Genomic DNA, 17,146 nt, shown 5'->3' on the forward strand with positions numbered 1-17,146 from the left:
AGCACATGCCTATCGAGGCATGCTGTGCTCACTGATCTTGGATTGCATTGCCGCTCTGGCGGAACTGACGCTGTCATGGCTTGGATCGCGCTTTGCCGGGCGGACCACAAAGCCCGCAACACCCGCGACCGTTCTCGCCCCGGCGGCAGGTGCCCGACGCAGCAGCCGACGCGCAACCGCACTGCCCGCGTTACCAACTCCAGCAGAAATTCCGCCGGCGATACCCTGGCCCAAGGACTGAATGTATAACATCACGAATGCCCCGGCTGCGCAGAGCAGGAGAAAACCCGCCACATCTGCCAGGGTGAGTGTTCGTGTGCCGCTTGCGACATCGATCTTACTGAGTTCCGGGTTCATGGCGGCGATGAGGAATGCCGCTATGACGTACACAAACAGGGGGATGAGGGCGTAAGTCAGGACCTGATTGAACCACCCCAACCCATAGACGCGCGTTCGATCGAACAGCATGCAGGAAATGAAGATGGGAGATGTGCCGATCAGCACCCACAGCATCACCTTGGCCAGTATGAGAATTGCAAGAGCCACCGCAATGAACAAAGCGGCCCCAATCATGATGAGGGTGCCGATCATGCTTGGCAGAATGGAGAAGTAACCGGACTGCTCGGCAAAGGCGGATGCAGCCTTGTTCGCCGTTTCCCAGATCATCGACAGGCCATTTGTCGGCTCGGCGATCCCGGTTCCGGACGCGCTGAGGATGGCTTTGCCGACGTCTTCCGGCATGGTGTTGATCCACCTGTAGATGAAATCGTTGAAATTGCTCCAGGAACGGACCAGCGCGATGATGATCATCATCCGGACAATGCGGCTTATGATCTCTGCGACGCTGATGCGGGCTGTTCCCATGAGGAGCTGGAGACCGTAATAGGCCACGTAGACGACAAGCATGACCTTGAGGAGGGGCAGGATTTCGTTGCCGACGATCGTATAGGCCTTTTCGGAAAAGCTGGTCCCGGAGTTTTCTATTCTATCCAGAAGGTCGCCCAGGAAATCCTGCATGTCTATTCTCCGTCGATCACGCCAATGGCTGCAAACGCCAGGCTTGGATCATTGATCGGATGCATCGGGCCGCATTCCCTGCGCGGATCTGCGGCGTAGGAGGATAGCCCTGCCGGCCGTTTGCAGGGCGCGGTCCTGTCCTTGAGAGCGGCGCAGCCCGACGGGAGTGCCGCCAAGAGGATGACGGCCAGCGCAGCCCGCACGCCATCAGTTGCCATAGCTCAGTGACTTCTTGCTGTTGGAAATATCCGTCAGGCGGCGCTGGTTCTCGGCTTGCAGGGATGTCACGGCGCCGTTCATCACTCCGATCATCTCGTTGAGGGTGAGGCCAGACTGAACCTGAATCTGGGTGTTCTGGTCGATCGATCCCTTGATGTCGTCAGCCTTTCCGATCTGTTGCCCAGCCCGCTCGAAGGACGATCGCCGGGTCTCGATGGCCTTCTGGGAACCCGTAATCAGCGCGGAGACACCGAGCACGGTATTGACGAGCTGTTCATAGGACTTGTCACCGGAAAGGTCGCTGTTCTCCCTTCCAGACAGGGATTTCACCAGCTGCAGGTCATTGATGAAGGTTGAGGCAGCCTTGGCGACATCGCTGCTCATGTTCCCGAAATTCGGCACGCCGTCTTTGAGGATGCTGTCGAAGGAGGGCATGGAGGACACGCTGAACCCCTCTCCGATAGCGAGATTTTGCAAAGGCTGTGCGGTGCGACCGCGATCGCCGGTGACGGCCTTCAGGGTCTCCTCGACCGTGGAGAGGATATTTTTATTGGTATCGAGGATGCGGTCGGTCGTATCCGCGGTCTGCTTGGCAATCTTGTAGTTGGTCCTGTCGATGACGGGGACATCGGCATAAGCGAACCGTGTCATCACGACGATGGCGATGAATACAAAGAATGCGTGTCTCATCATTTGTCTCCTCACTGCGTTTGCAGCATCAGCTGAATCTGGTCGCCGGTCTGGATCGGCTTGACGCAGGCCTGACGTCCATCACTCCACACGAGGCCTTGCGCTGTGTCGCAGAGCACCGGCGGATCTCGCGACCTGCCGTCGTCACGGGCAGAGGCGGTCGAGCGAGACGAACTCGACAGGCTCGACAGCAAGACGCCATTGCGCGAATTGACAAGATCGGAGAGGCTGGCCTCGAGCTTGATCACCATGTTCATCATCTCCAGATTGGCATTGCGCGCGGCCGAGTTGTGGTCCCAGCTGTCCTGGATCGTGCTAGTCTGCAGGGAGCCAAGCTGCTGGTACCAGCTCGAAACGTTGGAGAGACTCTCGCTGGCGGCGGCCGTCGTTTCCATCGCGGTCAGTGTCGCGTCGCGCATATGGCTGTAGGCGGTTTCTCCCCCACCATAATTCACCGGTATGCCGGACTTGTCGGAACCTGCGAAGGCAGGCAACCATTTCTGGGTGATGCTGGCAACGTAGCCTTCGGTTTCCTTGAATGGTGGGATGCCGCCATATTTATCGACATTGCCCGGCCCTGAATTGTAGGCGGCAAGCGCCAGAGACACGTTTCCACCATTGCGCATCAGCTGCTCCTTATAATAGCGGGCGCCGCCACGCAGATTGTCTTCGATGTTGTTCGCGTCGACACCGAGCTGCGCGGCGGTGCCGGGCATCAGCTGTGCAAGACCGGTGGCGCCTGCCTGCGATTTTGCGCAAGGGTTGAAGCGGCTCTCTTGATAGATGAGGGCGAGAAACTGATTTTCGTCGACACCTTCTTCGCGTGCGATCCTGCGCACAAGCCCGGAAATCTCCGGGTTCGCCTCGGCGGCCGAAACGGGATCGTTGGACCTGCCTCTTCGAAACATGGAGCAGTTGACCAAAGCGTGGATCGTCGATCGGTCCTTGTCTGCCTTTTCGATCGAAGTCGTCGTTTCAGCCCGTTTCTGGTCCTGCCTTCGGTTGGTATCGTCACGCACGGGCACATCCGCATAGGCAAGCAGCGGCGCGCACAATGCGGACAGGATCAACACGGGAAAGGTCGCGCTCCTCATGGCTCGGAATCCCAGCCGCAGAACGCGCATAGCCAACCGGCGGGATTGTCCCCGTACCGCTCACGCAAACGCGCACATTCCTCGATTGTCTCTTTGCGCCCCGAGAGAACCTTGATGAGATCGGGCATGCCGCCTAGATCGAGGCCTGCGATGACGCTGTCGCTGCCATGCTTGATCAGAAATGTTCGCCGTTCCAGCGGCGTGTTGCGAATGAAGCTGAATTCCTTCGCGGTCAGCCCGAAGCGGACGACATAGCTTTCTTCGTCGGCCCGTGGATTGGGGAAGTGGATGTTGGTCGCGGATTGCTCGATCAATGTATGCGACGCCGGTGAGCGGGCAATATCGGCTGCGGATTGGGTTCCAAAGCCGACGATGCCATTGAGCTTCCTGATCGTCTTCATCTTGTCGACGATAAAGTCGCTGAAGACTGGATCCTTCAGCAATCGCCAACCTTCGTCCAGGAAGATCATGACCGGCCGGCCGTCGAGGAGCGCGTCCAATCGATGGAAAATATACATCAGTGCCGGCGTGCGCACCTCGTCGCTGTCGAGGATACTTGTCATGTCGAAACCAAAGATGTGGTGGTCGTCGAAAGACAGTACGTCGTGCGGCGCATTGAAGAGCCACGCCTTCTCGCCTTCCACCCAGGGTCTCAGACGCGCATGAAGATCGTTGGGATCCGACCTTGACCGGCCGATCAGCAGCCCCGCGAGGTTCGCCAGATTACGCTGTGCTGCAGGCTCCTGCATCACGCGCAGGAGCGCGCGTTCCAGGATGTCTTCCTCCTCCTGATCGAAGTCCTTCGCTGCGCCCCGACGCAGCATGGCTTTCAGCAGTCGGAAGAGAAACTCTCGATTGGGACCCGTGTTGTCGAGCTGGAGCGGGTTGAAGCCCGTCGCCGTCCCGGGTGTCAGCACTTCATAGCTCCCGCTCATCGCCCGGACGAATATCTCCGCGCCGCGGTCCTTGTCGAAAAACACCGCTCGAGGGGTCGGCTTTACCCGAAATCCTTGCGCCAGAAGGAATGTCAGAACCACGGTCTTGCCGGAACCGGTCGGGCCGGTGACCAGAAAATGACCGATATCGCGGCGATGGAAGTTGAACCAGTAAGGGGTCTGGCTGGTCGTCTCGAGAACCGTGATAGGCGTGCCCCAATGGGTACCCTCCCGTTGTCCCGATGCGAAGTTATGCATCGAGGAGAGGCCTGAAAAATTGGCACTGGAAAGCAACGCCTTGCGGGCGATGTAAGAATGGTTTCCCGGAAGCTGCGCCCAGAACCCGGCCTCGAGATTGAGATCCTCGCGAAGCCAATTGATGTTCATGTCGGTGAGGCAGGCGCCGAGGTCAGAGACAGATTTGTTGAGGCCATCCAGATCTCGCGACAGGCAAAGCAAGGTCAGATGATGGAAGCCGAACACCGCCTCCTGATTCAGAAGGCTGTTCAAGGCAAAATCGATGTCGTTCTCGACGTCGCTGCCGGCTTCGTCGGACGCCGCAATCTGGCGCTTCAGCCGGCTGATACGCTCCTGTGCTATCGGTTTGTCGGTAATCGTGAAGGACTGGGTGAGAACAAATTCGTGACTGACTTGCAACAGCCCGTCGAGCATGCCCGGACCTGTAAACGGCGGATATTCCTTGATTGAGAGCATCGCGCCGAAGCGATCGTCCGCCTTGGTGGATCCTTGTGCTTGTAAGGTTCTGCGGGAGAAGTGCAGGCGAGAGGTGCCAAGGAAGTTTGCAAGGCCCATTCGGGGCAGGCGCATCCGGCGGGGCACACCGCAGGTCAGCAGGATATTGAAGAATTCTGAGGGCTCGGAGTAAGGTTCCTCTTGGCGATAGGCAATGCCCAACGGCCTTGCCCCGTATTTGTGGAGGTCGCGAACCATATTTGCGACCAGCTCTTCCAGTTCCGCTATGGCCTCCCGCTGATCGAATGCTTCCGCCTGCCTGCCGCCGATCTTGTCGATCAACTTCCGAAAGCGATCGCCCGCAGCCAATGCGCCGCGCAGTCCCGTGCGAATGACGCTCAAGTAGATCTCGTTGACGAACATCCGCTTGTTGCAAAGCTGTGCGCGGTATCGCCGATCGAGCAGAGACGCAAAAGGATCCTCGAACGCGCCATCGATCTCCGCTTCGACCCGGCGTCGTACAACCGTGGACCAGACCGAAAATCGACTGGAGCCAAGTGCGCGGAGCATCGTGTTTTGAACGACCGAACGCATGTTGAGCTCGGCCTGATCCTCTGTCTGAAAGAACAGCCCGTCGAGTTTGATCACGGACAGGATGGCGCCGCTCTCGAGCTTGATCACTGTATCGGCGACATGGCGGACATAGGGAATATGCGTGGCCATGGGCCGCTCGCGATGCCCCACGATCCCAAATCCGAGTTCCTCGCGGATGACCTTCAGCATGGTGTTCACGGCCCGTAGGAATTGGCGCCCCAAAAGGCCTTGTTTGCCGTCTTCGGCGTCAGGCGTGTTGAGACCTGGAGAACATCGAGGATCCGGCTATCCCACGAGCACAGGGTGAAAAGCATCGCATAGGCGCTCGGCGCAGTCAGCAATGCCCAGGCCTGATTGATGGCAAGCCAGGCGATAATGGTCAGCCCGGTAATCACAACAATGGCCATGTAGGGCACGCCCCAAAGGGTAGGCGAACGCGTCAATCCGATGATCAACGGCGTGAGCGCCGGCTTTTCCGTTTCGAGAGCCATCATCAGTTTCCCACGGTGCTGATCAACTGATCGACAATCGCCGGTGCGCCGAAGACGAGGCCGATGCCAAGGACGACAGCGCCGGCGGTGAACCAGCTGAGGCGGCCGGCAAAGGCCAGGAAACCGAGGCCGATCACCGCGATGATGGCGACCAACCGTCCGAATGGTCCCGTTATGAAGTCCACGACAGCCTGGACGACTGTTTGCAGCGGCGCGAACGCCTGATTGGTCGCCTGGGCCATTGCAAGATCGGCGGCCACGCCTTGGGTCACCAAAACGATTGCGCACAGAGTGAGAAGCTTCAACGCGCGGGCTTGGTGGCGGGAAATACGGATGGTCATTGTTATCTCCTTCGTTCAAAATTGCATGACGCCGCTGACAAATTTGGCGGCGCGGGACGTCCCGACATCAGACGAACTGGCTTGAGCGGGCCGCTGTCGAGGCGTGGTATTGATCACCAGGGATTTTGTGGGTCCTGAGAGGCCGAGTTGGTAATTGACCACCTCCGCGACATAGCGAACGGTCTCCCCATAGGGCGGTATACCGTTATGCTCATATATCCTGCCTTCGCCGGCATTGTAGGCGGCCGCGGCAAGAAGCGGATTGCCGAACCTGTCTATCAGCGACCGGAGATAGCGCATTCCGCCATCGATATTGGCAATGGGATCGCAGATATCGGCGACATCGAAACGTGCGGCGGTCTCGGGAACCAGTTGCATGGGGCCGCGAGCGCCTTTCGGACTGTTGCGCTGTCGGTTGAAGCGACTTTCAGTCCAAGCAATTGCCTCGGCGAAATCCGGATCGACGCCGTATCTCATCGCGCTGCGGGCAACCAGTCCCGCAATCTCATCAGGCGAAAATCGCGATGGTCCACAAACTGACCCATCTTTGCGCGGCTCGAAAGACGAACTAACTTGGTCACTTCTCTGTTGCGCGATGGTCTTCGAGATCTGTCCCGACGCCAACTCTGGGTCGACGCTTCGAGAGTGGCGGAAGTGACCAAATATGTAACCTTTGCTGGACGCAGGCTGAGACCCCTCGCTCGCGACCGCGACGCCATTTTGATTGATCCGAAATTCGGCAGCGTCCTGATTGGTTTCTTGAGATAATGCAGCGCGGCCCCGGGCAAGGGACCCGTTCAGTCTCGGCGACGCCCAAATAAATCCCTTAAAATCAGCAGAAAATGCCGACTCAGTGGGCGTCGCACCGGCGTAGGAGGCGATCAGGACTGGCAGAAACAGCATTGGAAGCGCGATTCTCACGAGTTGCTCCTAAATGGAAATTTCAGCTGCGGGCCATTGAGAAGTCTGTCGTAATCCGCTAGTGTCAACTGACAGGCGGTAACTGATTTAGTTAGTGTTATCCTCAAAGCGGAAAATGTAAAGACCCGAAATAAAACTTTTGGCGGTGTTCCCGTGAAACCAAAATTAGTCACCCCTTCAAAGGCCGGCTTCCTGGGATTGGCTTTACTCGGTGTGGCGGTAGCACCGGCCCGCGCTGCGGGGAGCGTCGATGAAGCCTATGTCAGATCTCTCGCGGCACCGGGAAAGATGGTTTTGGTCATCGAGTATTATGATGGAAATCAGCAGGTCGTCGGTCGCCGGGGGTACGCGTCTGTCGCCGGTTTCAAGGCGGTATCGCCCCTCGATATTCGCGTCGACGACAAGGTTACGCTGCACCTGTACGGACTCGAGCCATGCCAAGGGGATATGGTCAACCGCCAGGAGAATTTCGCCGGCGCTTGCGCCGATTTCGCGACTGACCATCTGGCGGTCATGTTGCGGTCGCCGCGTGTGATTTATTGCCGTGCCTTCCTCTCGGAAGAAAAGGCACCCGTTCAGGACGCCACGTGTTTCGGCTACTACAATTATCCTGGAGCGCTCGATGACATCGCCAACTTCGAGGAACAGCTCGTTTCGCTCGGCGCACTCCGATTGTCCAAGAAGACGGATGGATCCTTGATGCGCCCCGACCTGGCGAAGGCCGAACAAATCGGACGAACGGGTTTCGGCATGTGGGGAGATCCAAGGAACAAAACACGATGATAGGTCGCTTATGGCTGCTGGCGATGGGAAGCATGGTAGCGCTCTTTGCGCCTTGCTTTGGCGCACCTGGGTATTTCGATCTGCGAAGCGATGTCACACTGGAAGGCGGCGAGAGCTGGTCCGATCGAGGGCAGAGGTTTCGCCTCTACGGTGTGCAATCTTGCATCCGGGGCACCACGTTTATAAACAGATCGGGCCAGCGCCGGGATTGCGGCGATGCATCGATGGCGGTGTTTGCTGCCTTCATCAAGGATACCCATCCGCAATGCGCGCCTGTGGTGCGGGTTGGGGCCCTGTCCTATGTCGTCTGCTTCTCGACGGTGGGCACACAGACTATCGACCTTGCCACTGCCCTGATCAGCGAGGGCTATGCCTTCGCCGCCCTGGATGCCAACGGCCTGCCGATCAATTCTTCCTATGCCGTCGCAGAGCAGGACGCCAAACGACGCAAGGCCGGTCTCTGGCAGTTCCCCGATGTTCAGCATCCATCCCTGCTGCTCAGTCATGCCGCAAATATTAAGGGGGAGAATCAGCCTTGATGAAACCTTCGTCCACGCTTCTGGTGTCAGTGCTCATGGTGTCGACGCCGGCGATTGCAGCCGATTGGTTGGCACCCCCTTTTGAAACACGGGCAAGTGCTCCGCCTCCGGTTCGCTATCCGGTCATCGAGGGACAAGTTTCCGTCGTTGATGGTCGAACGCTTTGGTATCCTCAGGCCTCCACGACAGTTCGCCTCTCGGGGATAGACACATGCGAATTGCCGCAGTGGGCGTTCAAAGCCGAGGCTTCGAAGCCGGCAGACGACGCTGCTCTAATCCCCTTGCCGTGTGGCGCGCTGGCGAAGGCGTGGTTGACGCGGGCCGCCCGGGGAGCGGTCGTTCGGTGCAAGGGCGTCTCCTACGATACGCAGGGAACTCTTGGGGCCCGTTGCAGTGTCCAGGGACATGATCTCGGCCTCGAAATGCTTCGTGTCGGCTGGGCGCGCACGACGGAGCCTGCATCCGGATCCTACGCGCAGGCTCAGCGTATCGCCATGGCATCGCACTATGGCCTGTGGTCCAGTTTGGTCCTGGATATGAACGAGTGGCGGCGCAAGGCAATCGATCGAACCTCAGCGCGTCGGCCGCTCGCCGACATGCACCTGCTGGCAGAACGGGAGAGTGAAATATCACCACCCTTTGCCGACGCTCGCCGCCTTCCTCGAAGAACCGATCGCTGAATTATGAGGAGGTGCCAATGGCCAGCCGTCTTATCGCTTTCGCTCTTCTGATGGTCTCTTTGTTGATGTCGCACGAAGCCCGATCGAGCGATTGGGGATGCGAAGTGCTGTTGTGTGCGGCCTCGTCCGATCCGTCATGGCACAGCGTCTCGGAGTGCCATCCGCCGATGGAAAAGCTGATTTCGGCGATGAAGAGCCCGGGATTTGCGTGGCCGACTTGTCCAGAGGGTGGATCCGGCAAGCCAGGATATGAGGCCTACGCGGATTGCCCTGTCGGGACGTCGCCCGCCGCGTTGCCTGACATCGGCGACAATCACGGTGCCGATAGTGCCAAGTCACAGTGCATGCGCACGGTAACCTCGTGCAGAGGCAGCTCGTTGGTCCAAGACAGTGACGGCAAGAGGAGAGCATCGGCAGGGGACGGGACAACGCGCGTCTACCGCAAGGGGAATAGCTGCATCTTTGACGAATATTCCGTCCGACCCCGGCGGCGCCAGCCATACTATTTTTATATTCTGGACGAGGAGACGAAAACGTCGAAACGCCATTTTTTCGATCTCGATCGTTAGCGACGGTCTTGCCGGAGTTCCTTTGACGCCGGTGCGGCGCGAGCCTGTGGCCCGCTTCGCTCCCAGCGAGCCGAGGAAAGATCGTTCGGACAAGGTGTTTGCCGCTCACGCTGTTGGCTTGGACATCGCGCTCGTTACCAACACTGAGCTCGACTATTTTGTCTGTCTGGAACGACGCTTGGAAACCTGGACAGGCTGCCACAATATGCGAAGACGTCGACCTTCTGGCGGACAGCGCTGCTTGGCGGCCACGACAAAAGAAGCCGTTAAGGGCTTGTGGTAACAGGCCATCGTAACCAGACGTGCCTCTGCGGTCTGAGGGGGACCGATGGCAATTCGGTGGTATCTGTCGGCGCGCGTGTCGCGCTCATCGCAATGAGCCGCGTCTAAAAGAGCACGCGAGCCGTGTCGGCCTAACTCTCCAATGTGCCCCGGATAACCTTATCGCTCCGGATCGCCGCCGATAGGACGAAGGCCAACGTCTGCTCATCCTGGTCAAGCTCTGCAAGCTGGGAAATGGCCATGAGGTAGGCAAGCGCCTTGTCGGTAAAGGTCGAGCCTATGGGAGCCCAACGCAACAACTGTAGGCGGATTTGCAGTTCTGCCGAGACGCACTCGGCCCATTCGGCGGGCGGCTCCTTTTGATTGATCGCCCGGTCTTTGATTTCCTGCATCCTGATGGCGATTTCGCGGTGCATTTTGATGAGTGACGCAAGTTCCCTGTTCGATTTTTGATCTGTCATCTTGTCCTTTCTCCTTTCCAGGTCTTGATCGCTTTTCGGGCATCAGCGGAAAAACTTCATGTCTGCTGTGATCACCCGCCCGATGCAGATAGCCAAGCGGCGGGAAATTCATGTATGAATCGCTCGTTGGTCGAGGCGAGTGTTAATGAAGACGGAATTGGAAAATTACATTGAAGAGGCTGGTCTCGTTGCAACGGATGACCCAAAAATAGACCGGCCGGTCTACAGGCGACCGGGCTTCAATGAACTTTTGACACCTGATGAACTCGACCAGAGAATTGTCGCAGCGCTCCAGGAGGCGCGGGTGTCGAGAAATCTGACGCGAGCCGAGTTGGCAATTCTATTTGGCTCTGCCCCTGCCGCCTATGGACGGTATGAAAACGGCATTACGAAACTGACGGCAACGCGCATTATTCAGCTATGCGAGGTTCTTAGAATCGTACCCGACGATCTGTTTTTCAATGCGGCACCGCATCTGTGGGGGGACGATCCGGAAGAGGTACAAAAGCGCCGCCGCATTACGAAACTAGCCCAGCAGTTGCCGCCGGACAGCCTTGAGACCGTGACCACCTTGCTGGAGGCGATGCTAGCGTTACGAAACACCTCTCCTCAGTCAAAATAGGCATTGTCGGACCGGGATCTTTGGCAAACGCTATCGCCACCGACAGAAGCCAATCGGAAAAACCGTAAAAATGTTGGCATATTCTTAACAGTATCGATTTACGTTTCGTCTTGCACCCCTTTGTATTGCGTCGGTGCCCAGCCAGTAGTTGACGCTTGCCGCCCTGCCGACCAGCTTGGCGGCAAGCGCCAGTTCTCCCTCGCCGGTTCATCAGTCTCAGCTGTCGCCCTTTGTGCCGGGCAGGCCTTCAAGCGGAGTTCCATTGAAGCGCGACCGAGGCTATCCGTCAAAGTTCAACGGAAAAAGTGGCCAGCAATGATATGAATTTGGGGCGCATTTTCTGGGGAATCGCCATGAAGGCATCAACAAGCCTTTGACCCTCGTCTGTGGCCACAAAGTCTTCCCGCATGGCCGCTTTGCGATCGAGCTCTGTGCTGCTTGCTTCCGGGTGCGCCAATGTTTCAAAGAAATATGTGATCGGTACGCCAAGCGTCCCGGCAAACCGATAGAGGATGGCCGAGCTGACCCTGTTCGTACCCCGCTCGTATTTCTGAATTTGCTGGAAGGAAACGCCGACGGAGGCACCCAGAGCCGTTTGCGATATACGCAACTGCTGGCGTCGCTTTTTAATGCGTTTGCCGACCACACGATCGATCTGACTTTGGTCATCCGTGGACCGGACTGGCCGCACGGCGTTCGAATTTCGAGTTTGCTCCATGAGACGCTCCCACTTGCCAGATGTCTGGCATTAAGAGCCGGGGAGTTAGAAAGACCTTCGGCGGCCCCCCGTGGACTTTAGCGCAAGCGCCTCTTGCATGCTCCACAGGCTCCCCGACCGAGAATGGTCGCGAAGAATTGCTCATGTGCGTTGTACCGAATGGGGTTTCTACGCCCCGGGACGATCTTCGTCCTGGTTGAATTCTACCAACGCGTTTCACTTTTGCAAAGAACTTTAAGACAATGTCTTAACACTAACGTAGGAAGCGGAGGAGCGGTCTGTTACTGCCGGCTGCGCTTCTTCATTTCCTGCTCAGCTTCGATTACGAGCATTCGCAGGAGATATCGGATGAAATGCAAGTCGGTCGCCGGCGGATAGCGGTGACAGGTTTCATCGGCGATCTTCAGCAAGGCGGATGTCTCCAAGTAAATCATCTCAACTATAAAGCTGGTGGCATCGGCAGATCCCATCAGCGATTTCTTCGGCCGTACCACTGCCCGTCTCCGCTATGCCGCCTCAGATTCGCGACCTACGAGCCGAGATACTGCGTTGCCCCATGTCAAAAGAGGATGGCCAATGCCGGCTTTTTGCCTCTGTCGCGCGAGCAATCCTGCGGGCAGGCGTGAAAACACCGCCTGTACATCGTCGCCGTTTGCGACCGTGATGTTTGCTATAACGCATGCGGGATAACCTCTTCGCCGCATCATCCTGACGACCGCAGGGTATGTCAGAAAGGTGACGGCGTTCGCACCAATGGCGGTGAGACATTCAAGTACGCCGGTCATCAGGATGTCCCCGGCGCGAAGGCCGGAAAGCAGGGGCAAATCACGCGCGATGGCGCACCGGCTCCATTCATAGTTGCTCGGTCCGCAACGAGGCGAAACCGAAGCCGGTAAAAGTTCTTTGACCAGGTGAGGGCCCGTCGTCTGCAACAGACGAGAATAACCGATCACTTCATCGTCGTGTTGGAGCACCAGATGAAGAGCCGTCGCGGTATCGAACTGATCGCGCTCGAGATGATCATCCCGGGCCAGTTCCACCCAACCCATTTGTTCGACAAATCGCCGATGCCGGAACGCCCACACGCGCGTCATGAGGCCCGGGTCGTCATTCTCATACATTACCTTCAGCATATCTAGATCTCCAGGTGTACTAATGAAGAATGCAACCGAAGATCAGCATTTTCTATTCGTAAAATGTCGTAATTTTAATATTGGAGACCGCGGCGAAAGGCTTCTGCGATCAGCTGAGCGCGGTTGGACACACCGAGCTTCTGCTGAAGATTGTGAAGATGGGCCTGGACAGTCCTTGGCGAGCGATGGGTCATCCTGCCGATCTCCCTGTCCGTCTTGCCGTCCGCGCACAAGGTCAGGCACTCGCGCTCGCTGCGTGTGACATAGGGGCTGTCAGGTTGTGAACGTCTCGGAGAGACCAGCTCTCGTAGACGGCGATGGGCGCTTTCGGCGACAATTTGAAGCAGGCTGACCTCTACGGGTCGCATTGGTTCGCGCCGTCCGCCTGCAGAAAAGAGACCATCCAGACCCAACTTGGAATGCAAGGGTATTGTTACCCCGTCAAGCAGGCCAAATTCGGCAGCTTCGCTCATGACCCGTTTGGACTTTTCTCCGAGGGCGTGCATCCGGATCGACTTCGACCAAACGATGGGTCGGTCGGACGTCCTGACAAGACGCACGACCGGGTCGCAATGAAAATAATTGGACTTCAGGTACCGCTCCCGCCATCCTGGAGGCCAGCGCTCCCCGATGAAAAACCCGTCGAGCGGTTCATGCGCACTGGGAAGATGAGCCATGGCGAAGTGCTCGATGCCAAGCTGACGACTGACAGCATCCACTGCCGCGACCAGGTGAGCCCTGGTGGTTGACACCTCGCTTGCACGGAAAAAATCGACAAGAATATCTGCGATCAGATCATCCATTCGCCTTCCCTAAAGCCGTTACATTGCCGATAGCGTCAGCGACGCCCGTGAAAGTCTTATTCCCTCTCCAACTCGACCGACCATAGCCACGCCAGTTCACAAGGGCGCGAGGAAATTGGGTTGCGGCTGCGCGTGGCCTGGGAATATCTTCCGCCAGTGATCGCGCGCAGGTGCCGGGAAGCTCGCGGCTAGGCCAGCCGCTCTCGGCAAATGCTCAAAACGATATCTTGCAAAACGGTGACCCTTTGCACCACCCATTCAAGCTCGTCATCGGCAATTGCGTATTTGGTGGAATAACGAGCCTCGACATAGGCGCGGTCGATGCTGGTAAAGCAGCGTCGCGCGAATTTTGTATCGCGCGGCCAGGCATCGATGAGACGCTCATCGGCCCGCTCAGCATGCGATCGCAGGACCGAAAGTCGGTGCGACTTCGGGCTGTAGAGGGTGATGACTTGCAGGGCGCAATGATATAGCCGCTCAATCGTTTGGTGGAGGAAAAACGCTGCCTCGTTGACTGTGCCATCAGAGATCGCAATTTTTGCATGCTTGAAGAAGTGCATTGCACTCGGATACCACTGATCGAAATTCCGCTGGGCTTCGTCGCGGGCTTCCATTGTGGACAGTTGTCGCGGCGACGTCAGCGGATGGCCCGGCGCATCGTAAAGCGCGATGCCGTCACGGGCTATATCGACAAAAAACGGGCGACCGCGGGCAAGCTGGTCATTCACCTCATGAAGCGAATGGACGATGAAATTGACGGGCGTTTCGAGATGCCTGGTGATGGTCAGCTCACGGACGAAGCGCTCGGAGGCGCTTTCCCAGCAGTCGAAGTTTTCTGCCACCAAATGGGAATTGACGACGATCAGAAGGTCATAGTCCGAGCGGTAGCCGCTCATGCGGTCCTCGACCCATCCGCCACGGGCATAGGAGCCGAAGAGGATGATCTTCAAGATCTGGGCGGCCTTAAGCTCCCCCTTAAGCTTGAACTGTCGTGCAGTATCGAATTCCTCAAAAAGGATCCGCGCGACCTCCGCCAGCTCCTCTTGCTTGCGCGGCGGCAGGTGATCGAGACCGTCCATCGTCGTCATTCCATCTCATCAAGTTTGGCCCACGAACCTGCGGCCTTTATAGCATAAAAAGGTTACGCCACGCTGCACCCATGTTTCGCACAATCCTCACGAGCAATCACTAGGCGAGTGAGGATATCCACAATATGGATAGCATGGTTCAACGCTTCGGATTGTTCATGCATACCGACCAGATTCCCGTCATCACCCTGCGTGGTACCGCATCGGAGCGGGGTCGTCAGCACGGCATGCATCTCCACGGTCCGATCCTGGACGCTTATGCCTCATTACGAGCCTCCACAAATAGCGCCGATTGGGATCGGGCCTGCATGAGGGCTACACCCGGTTTTCAGGCGCTTTCCGCTGTTTGCGCTGATATGCGCGCCGAGCTCGATGGCATGGCTGCGGCCACCGGCCTGACCGGGCTCGATGTCTATCTGCTCTCTGCCTTCGAATTTTTTATCGAAGGCAAGACCGGGTGCACGTCCGCCGGGATCGCGCGCGACGAGGGCGTGCTTGTTGCCCAGAACTGGGATGCGCCTGCAGGCACCGAGCGGCATCTCACCGCCTTCATCCATGAAGGTCCGGATTCTCATATTCTGACAATTGCCTCGCCGGGTACGCTCGGCTGGGTCGGCATGAATCGCCACGGCCTTGCCTTCGTCAATAATGATCTCCTTCTCGATACCTCGCATGTGGGTCTGCCAAGCCTCGTCATTCGCCGTATGATGCTGCATCAGTCGAGCGCTGATGCCGCCATCGCCGTGCTGCGCGCCTATCCCCACATGTCCGGACGCTGCTTCCTGGTTGGCGATGCCAACGGGACTTTGCGCGTGGCTGAACTCGGGCCTTCGGTGGGCGTCACCGACCGGGCCGTCCGCTCCGTTGTTCACACGAACCACCCACTTTTTCCCAAGCCTGCGATGTGGGAAGACATTGAGGCCGGTGCCCGTCATTACCCATCCAGCCGAGCTCGCCTTCGAGCGGCGCGTCAGTTCGCATTGACCGGCGTCCGCGACCTCGAGGCGTTGCTTCGCGATCGTTCCGGCGCACCAGACGCCATCTCCAAGTCGCCATCGTCGCGCGAGCAAACAGCGACCGCCTTCTCTGCGATCTTCGATTGCGGTCGGCGCGAGGCGATGATCGCAATCGGTCGCCCTGACCAGGCTGCCTATCGAAGCATCGGCTTGCGGCAGCCCGCTGGCGCCTAACAAGCTTAGCTAGCCTTTACCTCGAGCATACCGTTCTGGCGGGAAAATTGGGCAAAACGGGCCGCCAGTTCTACGGCGCGGGCCTCGCATTCCTGTGGAGGATAGGAACGAAGCTCGAAGCCCAGGACCCCTTTGAGCACATCGGCAGCCACATCCGTAAAGTGCACGGTACCGTCGTCGTCGACCCTCTCTATTCCGTCATAGCGTTGGCATTCGCGATTGATGGCAATGGCCTCATTGAGCGTCAGGCCAGCTGGAAGATCGACAAGCAGGCCGTCAGCGGAAACGCGGACCGGATACCCGCCGACAAGACCGAGCGGACCCGGGGCATGCACGACCTCCCCCTTTCTACGTACGAGCGCCAAAAGCATTGCTGTGGCCGACGAGGCGGTGACGGACTGGCCGGCGAGACCTTTGACGCGCCGAAACCGTCCGGCAACGAGGGAGAAGAGTTTGGCGTGATCGATGGCCTCGCGAGGGACTTCCAGTCCGTCGGCATAGATGCTGAGGTGATAAGGGGCCCCATCCGTGCCGCCGGTGCTTGGCATCCGATAGCTGAGATAGTGATGTGCGAAGAAGCGGACATCGATAGATACAGGCGGCAGCGCGAGCATGGAGGCCGCAGCCAGACGAATGCCCGGAACGGCATTGGCGATATTGCCAATACCAACGGCAGGCGCCAGCCCCTCTGCGGCCAATGTGGCGTTCACCACATCCGGATAGGACGCATTGACGACGACGGCTTTCGAGTCCGCAAGTCGCACGGCTTTCATCAGCCTGCGGATCAAGACCTGGTGCATCGGGGTCCAGATGCCACCACGCCCTTCGTCGAGACGCCTGAATGCATCCGGCGGAAGCTTGGTGATAACCCACCAGCTGTGCATGGTCGCGGCGTTGAAAATGATATCAGGCCTGATTTGCGAAAGTCTTTCGGCTGTCGCTTCGATGTTCATGAGGTCGATCGGATAAATCTCGACAGGCGGTGAGAAACCGAGATTCATCGCCGTGTAACGCGCCAGATTGACGCGATGCAGAGCTTTGTCACCGTTGCGCGCACCGACGGCAATTTCGATGTCTGCACCGCTTTGCAGCAGGAAGTCGAGCACGTCTCCACCGAGGACCCCCTGGCCAATTATCAAAATTTTCGAGCGGCGTTTCGTTTGAGCCATCGCACTATCTCCTAATTGTCAGATTCGGATTCTGCAGCGGATATGCATCTATGGATTGCAATATGACTCAATGTCACGTATATTGCAACCAGGAATATCCATATTTCTGAAGGC

The 17,146-nt window shown here is 57.9% G+C and carries 20 protein-coding genes; 5 read left to right on the top strand and 15 right to left on the bottom strand.

Annotated features, from left to right (window positions below):
- Positions 1–9: 9 nt before the first annotated feature.
- The 8 genes from PR017_RS17970 to PR017_RS18005 are packed head-to-tail and all read right to left on the bottom strand — an operon-like array spanning position 10 to position 6,995.
- Positions 10–1,017, bottom strand: a complete 1,008-nt coding sequence (locus PR017_RS17970) for a TrbL/VirB6 family protein (RefSeq protein WP_111217287.1) — start codon at positions 1,015–1,017, stop codon at positions 10–12.
- 2 nt (positions 1,018–1,019) lie between these two features.
- Positions 1,020–1,235, bottom strand: a complete 216-nt coding sequence (locus tag PR017_RS17975; protein WP_111217289.1) for a hypothetical protein — start codon at positions 1,233–1,235, stop codon at positions 1,020–1,022.
- Positions 1,225–1,926 (bottom strand): type IV secretion system protein, encoded by a 702-nt coding sequence (locus PR017_RS17980; RefSeq protein ID WP_111217291.1) that lies wholly within the window; start codon positions 1,924–1,926, stop codon positions 1,225–1,227. The genes PR017_RS17975 and PR017_RS17980 overlap by 11 nt, the downstream gene beginning before the upstream one ends.
- Before the next feature lie 11 nt (positions 1,927–1,937).
- Positions 1,938–3,020 carry a lytic transglycosylase domain-containing protein gene (locus PR017_RS17985; protein ID WP_111217380.1) on the bottom strand — a complete coding sequence of 361 codons (1,083 nt, stop codon included), beginning with the start codon at positions 3,018–3,020 and terminating at the stop codon, positions 1,938–1,940.
- Entirely contained in the window at positions 3,017–5,431 is a 2,415-nt protein-coding gene (locus PR017_RS17990) for a VirB4 family type IV secretion/conjugal transfer ATPase (RefSeq protein WP_111217382.1), read from the bottom strand. The genes PR017_RS17985 and PR017_RS17990 overlap by 4 nt, the downstream gene beginning before the upstream one ends.
- A gap of 5 nt (positions 5,432–5,436) precedes the next feature.
- On the bottom strand, positions 5,437–5,736 hold the full coding sequence (locus tag PR017_RS17995; protein ID WP_111217293.1) for a VirB3 family type IV secretion system protein: 300 nt from the start codon (positions 5,734–5,736) through the stop codon (positions 5,437–5,439).
- The gene (locus tag PR017_RS18000; RefSeq protein WP_111217295.1) at positions 5,736–6,074 is read right to left on the bottom strand and encodes a TrbC/VirB2 family type IV secretion system protein; all 339 of its coding nucleotides are present in this window, start codon (positions 6,072–6,074) and stop codon (positions 5,736–5,738) included. Before PR017_RS18000 ends, PR017_RS17995 begins: the two co-directional genes overlap by 1 nt.
- Before the next feature lie 15 nt (positions 6,075–6,089).
- Positions 6,090–6,995, bottom strand: coding sequence for a lytic transglycosylase domain-containing protein (locus PR017_RS18005; protein ID WP_240538880.1), 906 nt, complete (start codon positions 6,993–6,995; stop codon positions 6,090–6,092).
- Positions 6,996–7,283: 288 nt separating this feature from the next.
- On the opposite strand from PR017_RS18005, the gene PR017_RS18010 reads away from it, so the two are divergent.
- The 3 genes from PR017_RS18010 to PR017_RS18020 all read left to right on the top strand — a co-directional run bounded on the left by PR017_RS18010 (position 7,284) and on the right by PR017_RS18020 (position 8,997).
- Positions 7,284–7,778: a hypothetical protein gene (locus PR017_RS18010; RefSeq protein WP_240538881.1), complete on the top strand. Its 495-nt coding sequence runs from the start codon at positions 7,284–7,286 to the stop codon at positions 7,776–7,778.
- Between the two features lie 224 nt (positions 7,779–8,002).
- Complete coding sequence (locus PR017_RS18015) at positions 8,003–8,317, top strand: thermonuclease family protein (protein ID WP_279619544.1); 315 nt, start codon at positions 8,003–8,005, stop codon at positions 8,315–8,317.
- Positions 8,317–8,997: a thermonuclease family protein gene (locus PR017_RS18020; RefSeq protein ID WP_111217299.1), complete on the top strand. Its 681-nt coding sequence runs from the start codon at positions 8,317–8,319 to the stop codon at positions 8,995–8,997. The genes PR017_RS18015 and PR017_RS18020 overlap by 1 nt, the downstream gene beginning before the upstream one ends.
- A gap of 982 nt (positions 8,998–9,979) precedes the next feature.
- Here PR017_RS18020 and PR017_RS18025 read toward each other — a convergent pair.
- Positions 9,980–10,309, bottom strand: coding sequence for a hypothetical protein (locus PR017_RS18025; protein WP_111217303.1), 330 nt, complete (start codon positions 10,307–10,309; stop codon positions 9,980–9,982).
- Between the two features lie 145 nt (positions 10,310–10,454).
- Between PR017_RS18025 and PR017_RS18030 the strand changes: the two genes are divergently transcribed.
- On the top strand, positions 10,455–10,931 hold the full coding sequence (locus PR017_RS18030; RefSeq protein WP_111217305.1) for a helix-turn-helix domain-containing protein: 477 nt from the start codon (positions 10,455–10,457) through the stop codon (positions 10,929–10,931).
- Positions 10,932–11,217: 286 nt separating this feature from the next.
- On the opposite strand, the gene PR017_RS18035 is transcribed toward PR017_RS18030, so the two are convergent.
- From PR017_RS18035 to PR017_RS18055, 5 genes are all read right to left on the bottom strand, one after another.
- Positions 11,218–11,649 (bottom strand): helix-turn-helix domain-containing protein, encoded by a 432-nt coding sequence (locus PR017_RS18035; protein WP_111217307.1) that lies wholly within the window; start codon positions 11,647–11,649, stop codon positions 11,218–11,220.
- Positions 11,650–11,930: 281 nt separating this feature from the next.
- Positions 11,931–12,119 (bottom strand): hypothetical protein, encoded by a 189-nt coding sequence (locus PR017_RS18040; RefSeq protein ID WP_111217309.1) that lies wholly within the window; start codon positions 12,117–12,119, stop codon positions 11,931–11,933.
- A gap of 36 nt (positions 12,120–12,155) precedes the next feature.
- The gene (locus tag PR017_RS18045) at positions 12,156–12,782 is read right to left on the bottom strand and encodes an acyl-homoserine-lactone synthase (RefSeq protein ID WP_111217311.1); all 627 of its coding nucleotides are present in this window, start codon (positions 12,780–12,782) and stop codon (positions 12,156–12,158) included.
- Positions 12,783–12,856: 74 nt separating this feature from the next.
- Positions 12,857–13,585 (bottom strand): helix-turn-helix transcriptional regulator, encoded by a 729-nt coding sequence (locus PR017_RS18050; protein WP_111217313.1) that lies wholly within the window; start codon positions 13,583–13,585, stop codon positions 12,857–12,859.
- 188 nt (positions 13,586–13,773) lie between these two features.
- Entirely contained in the window at positions 13,774–14,673 is a 900-nt protein-coding gene (locus tag PR017_RS18055; RefSeq protein ID WP_111217315.1) for a HEPN domain-containing protein, read from the bottom strand.
- Between the two features lie 125 nt (positions 14,674–14,798).
- On the opposite strand from PR017_RS18055, the gene PR017_RS18060 reads away from it, so the two are divergent.
- On the top strand, positions 14,799–15,863 hold the full coding sequence (locus tag PR017_RS18060) for a C45 family autoproteolytic acyltransferase/hydrolase (protein WP_240538882.1): 1,065 nt from the start codon (positions 14,799–14,801) through the stop codon (positions 15,861–15,863).
- A 5-nt stretch (positions 15,864–15,868) separates the two neighbouring features.
- Here PR017_RS18060 and PR017_RS18065 read toward each other — a convergent pair whose 3' ends face one another.
- Positions 15,869–17,032, bottom strand: coding sequence for a Rossmann-fold NAD(P)-binding domain-containing protein (locus PR017_RS18065; protein WP_111217318.1), 1,164 nt, complete (start codon positions 17,030–17,032; stop codon positions 15,869–15,871).
- Between the last annotated feature and the right edge of the window lie 114 nt (positions 17,033–17,146).

The organism is Rhizobium tumorigenes (assembly GCF_003240565.2).
Lineage (GTDB): Bacteria > Pseudomonadota > Alphaproteobacteria > Rhizobiales > Rhizobiaceae > Rhizobium > Rhizobium tumorigenes.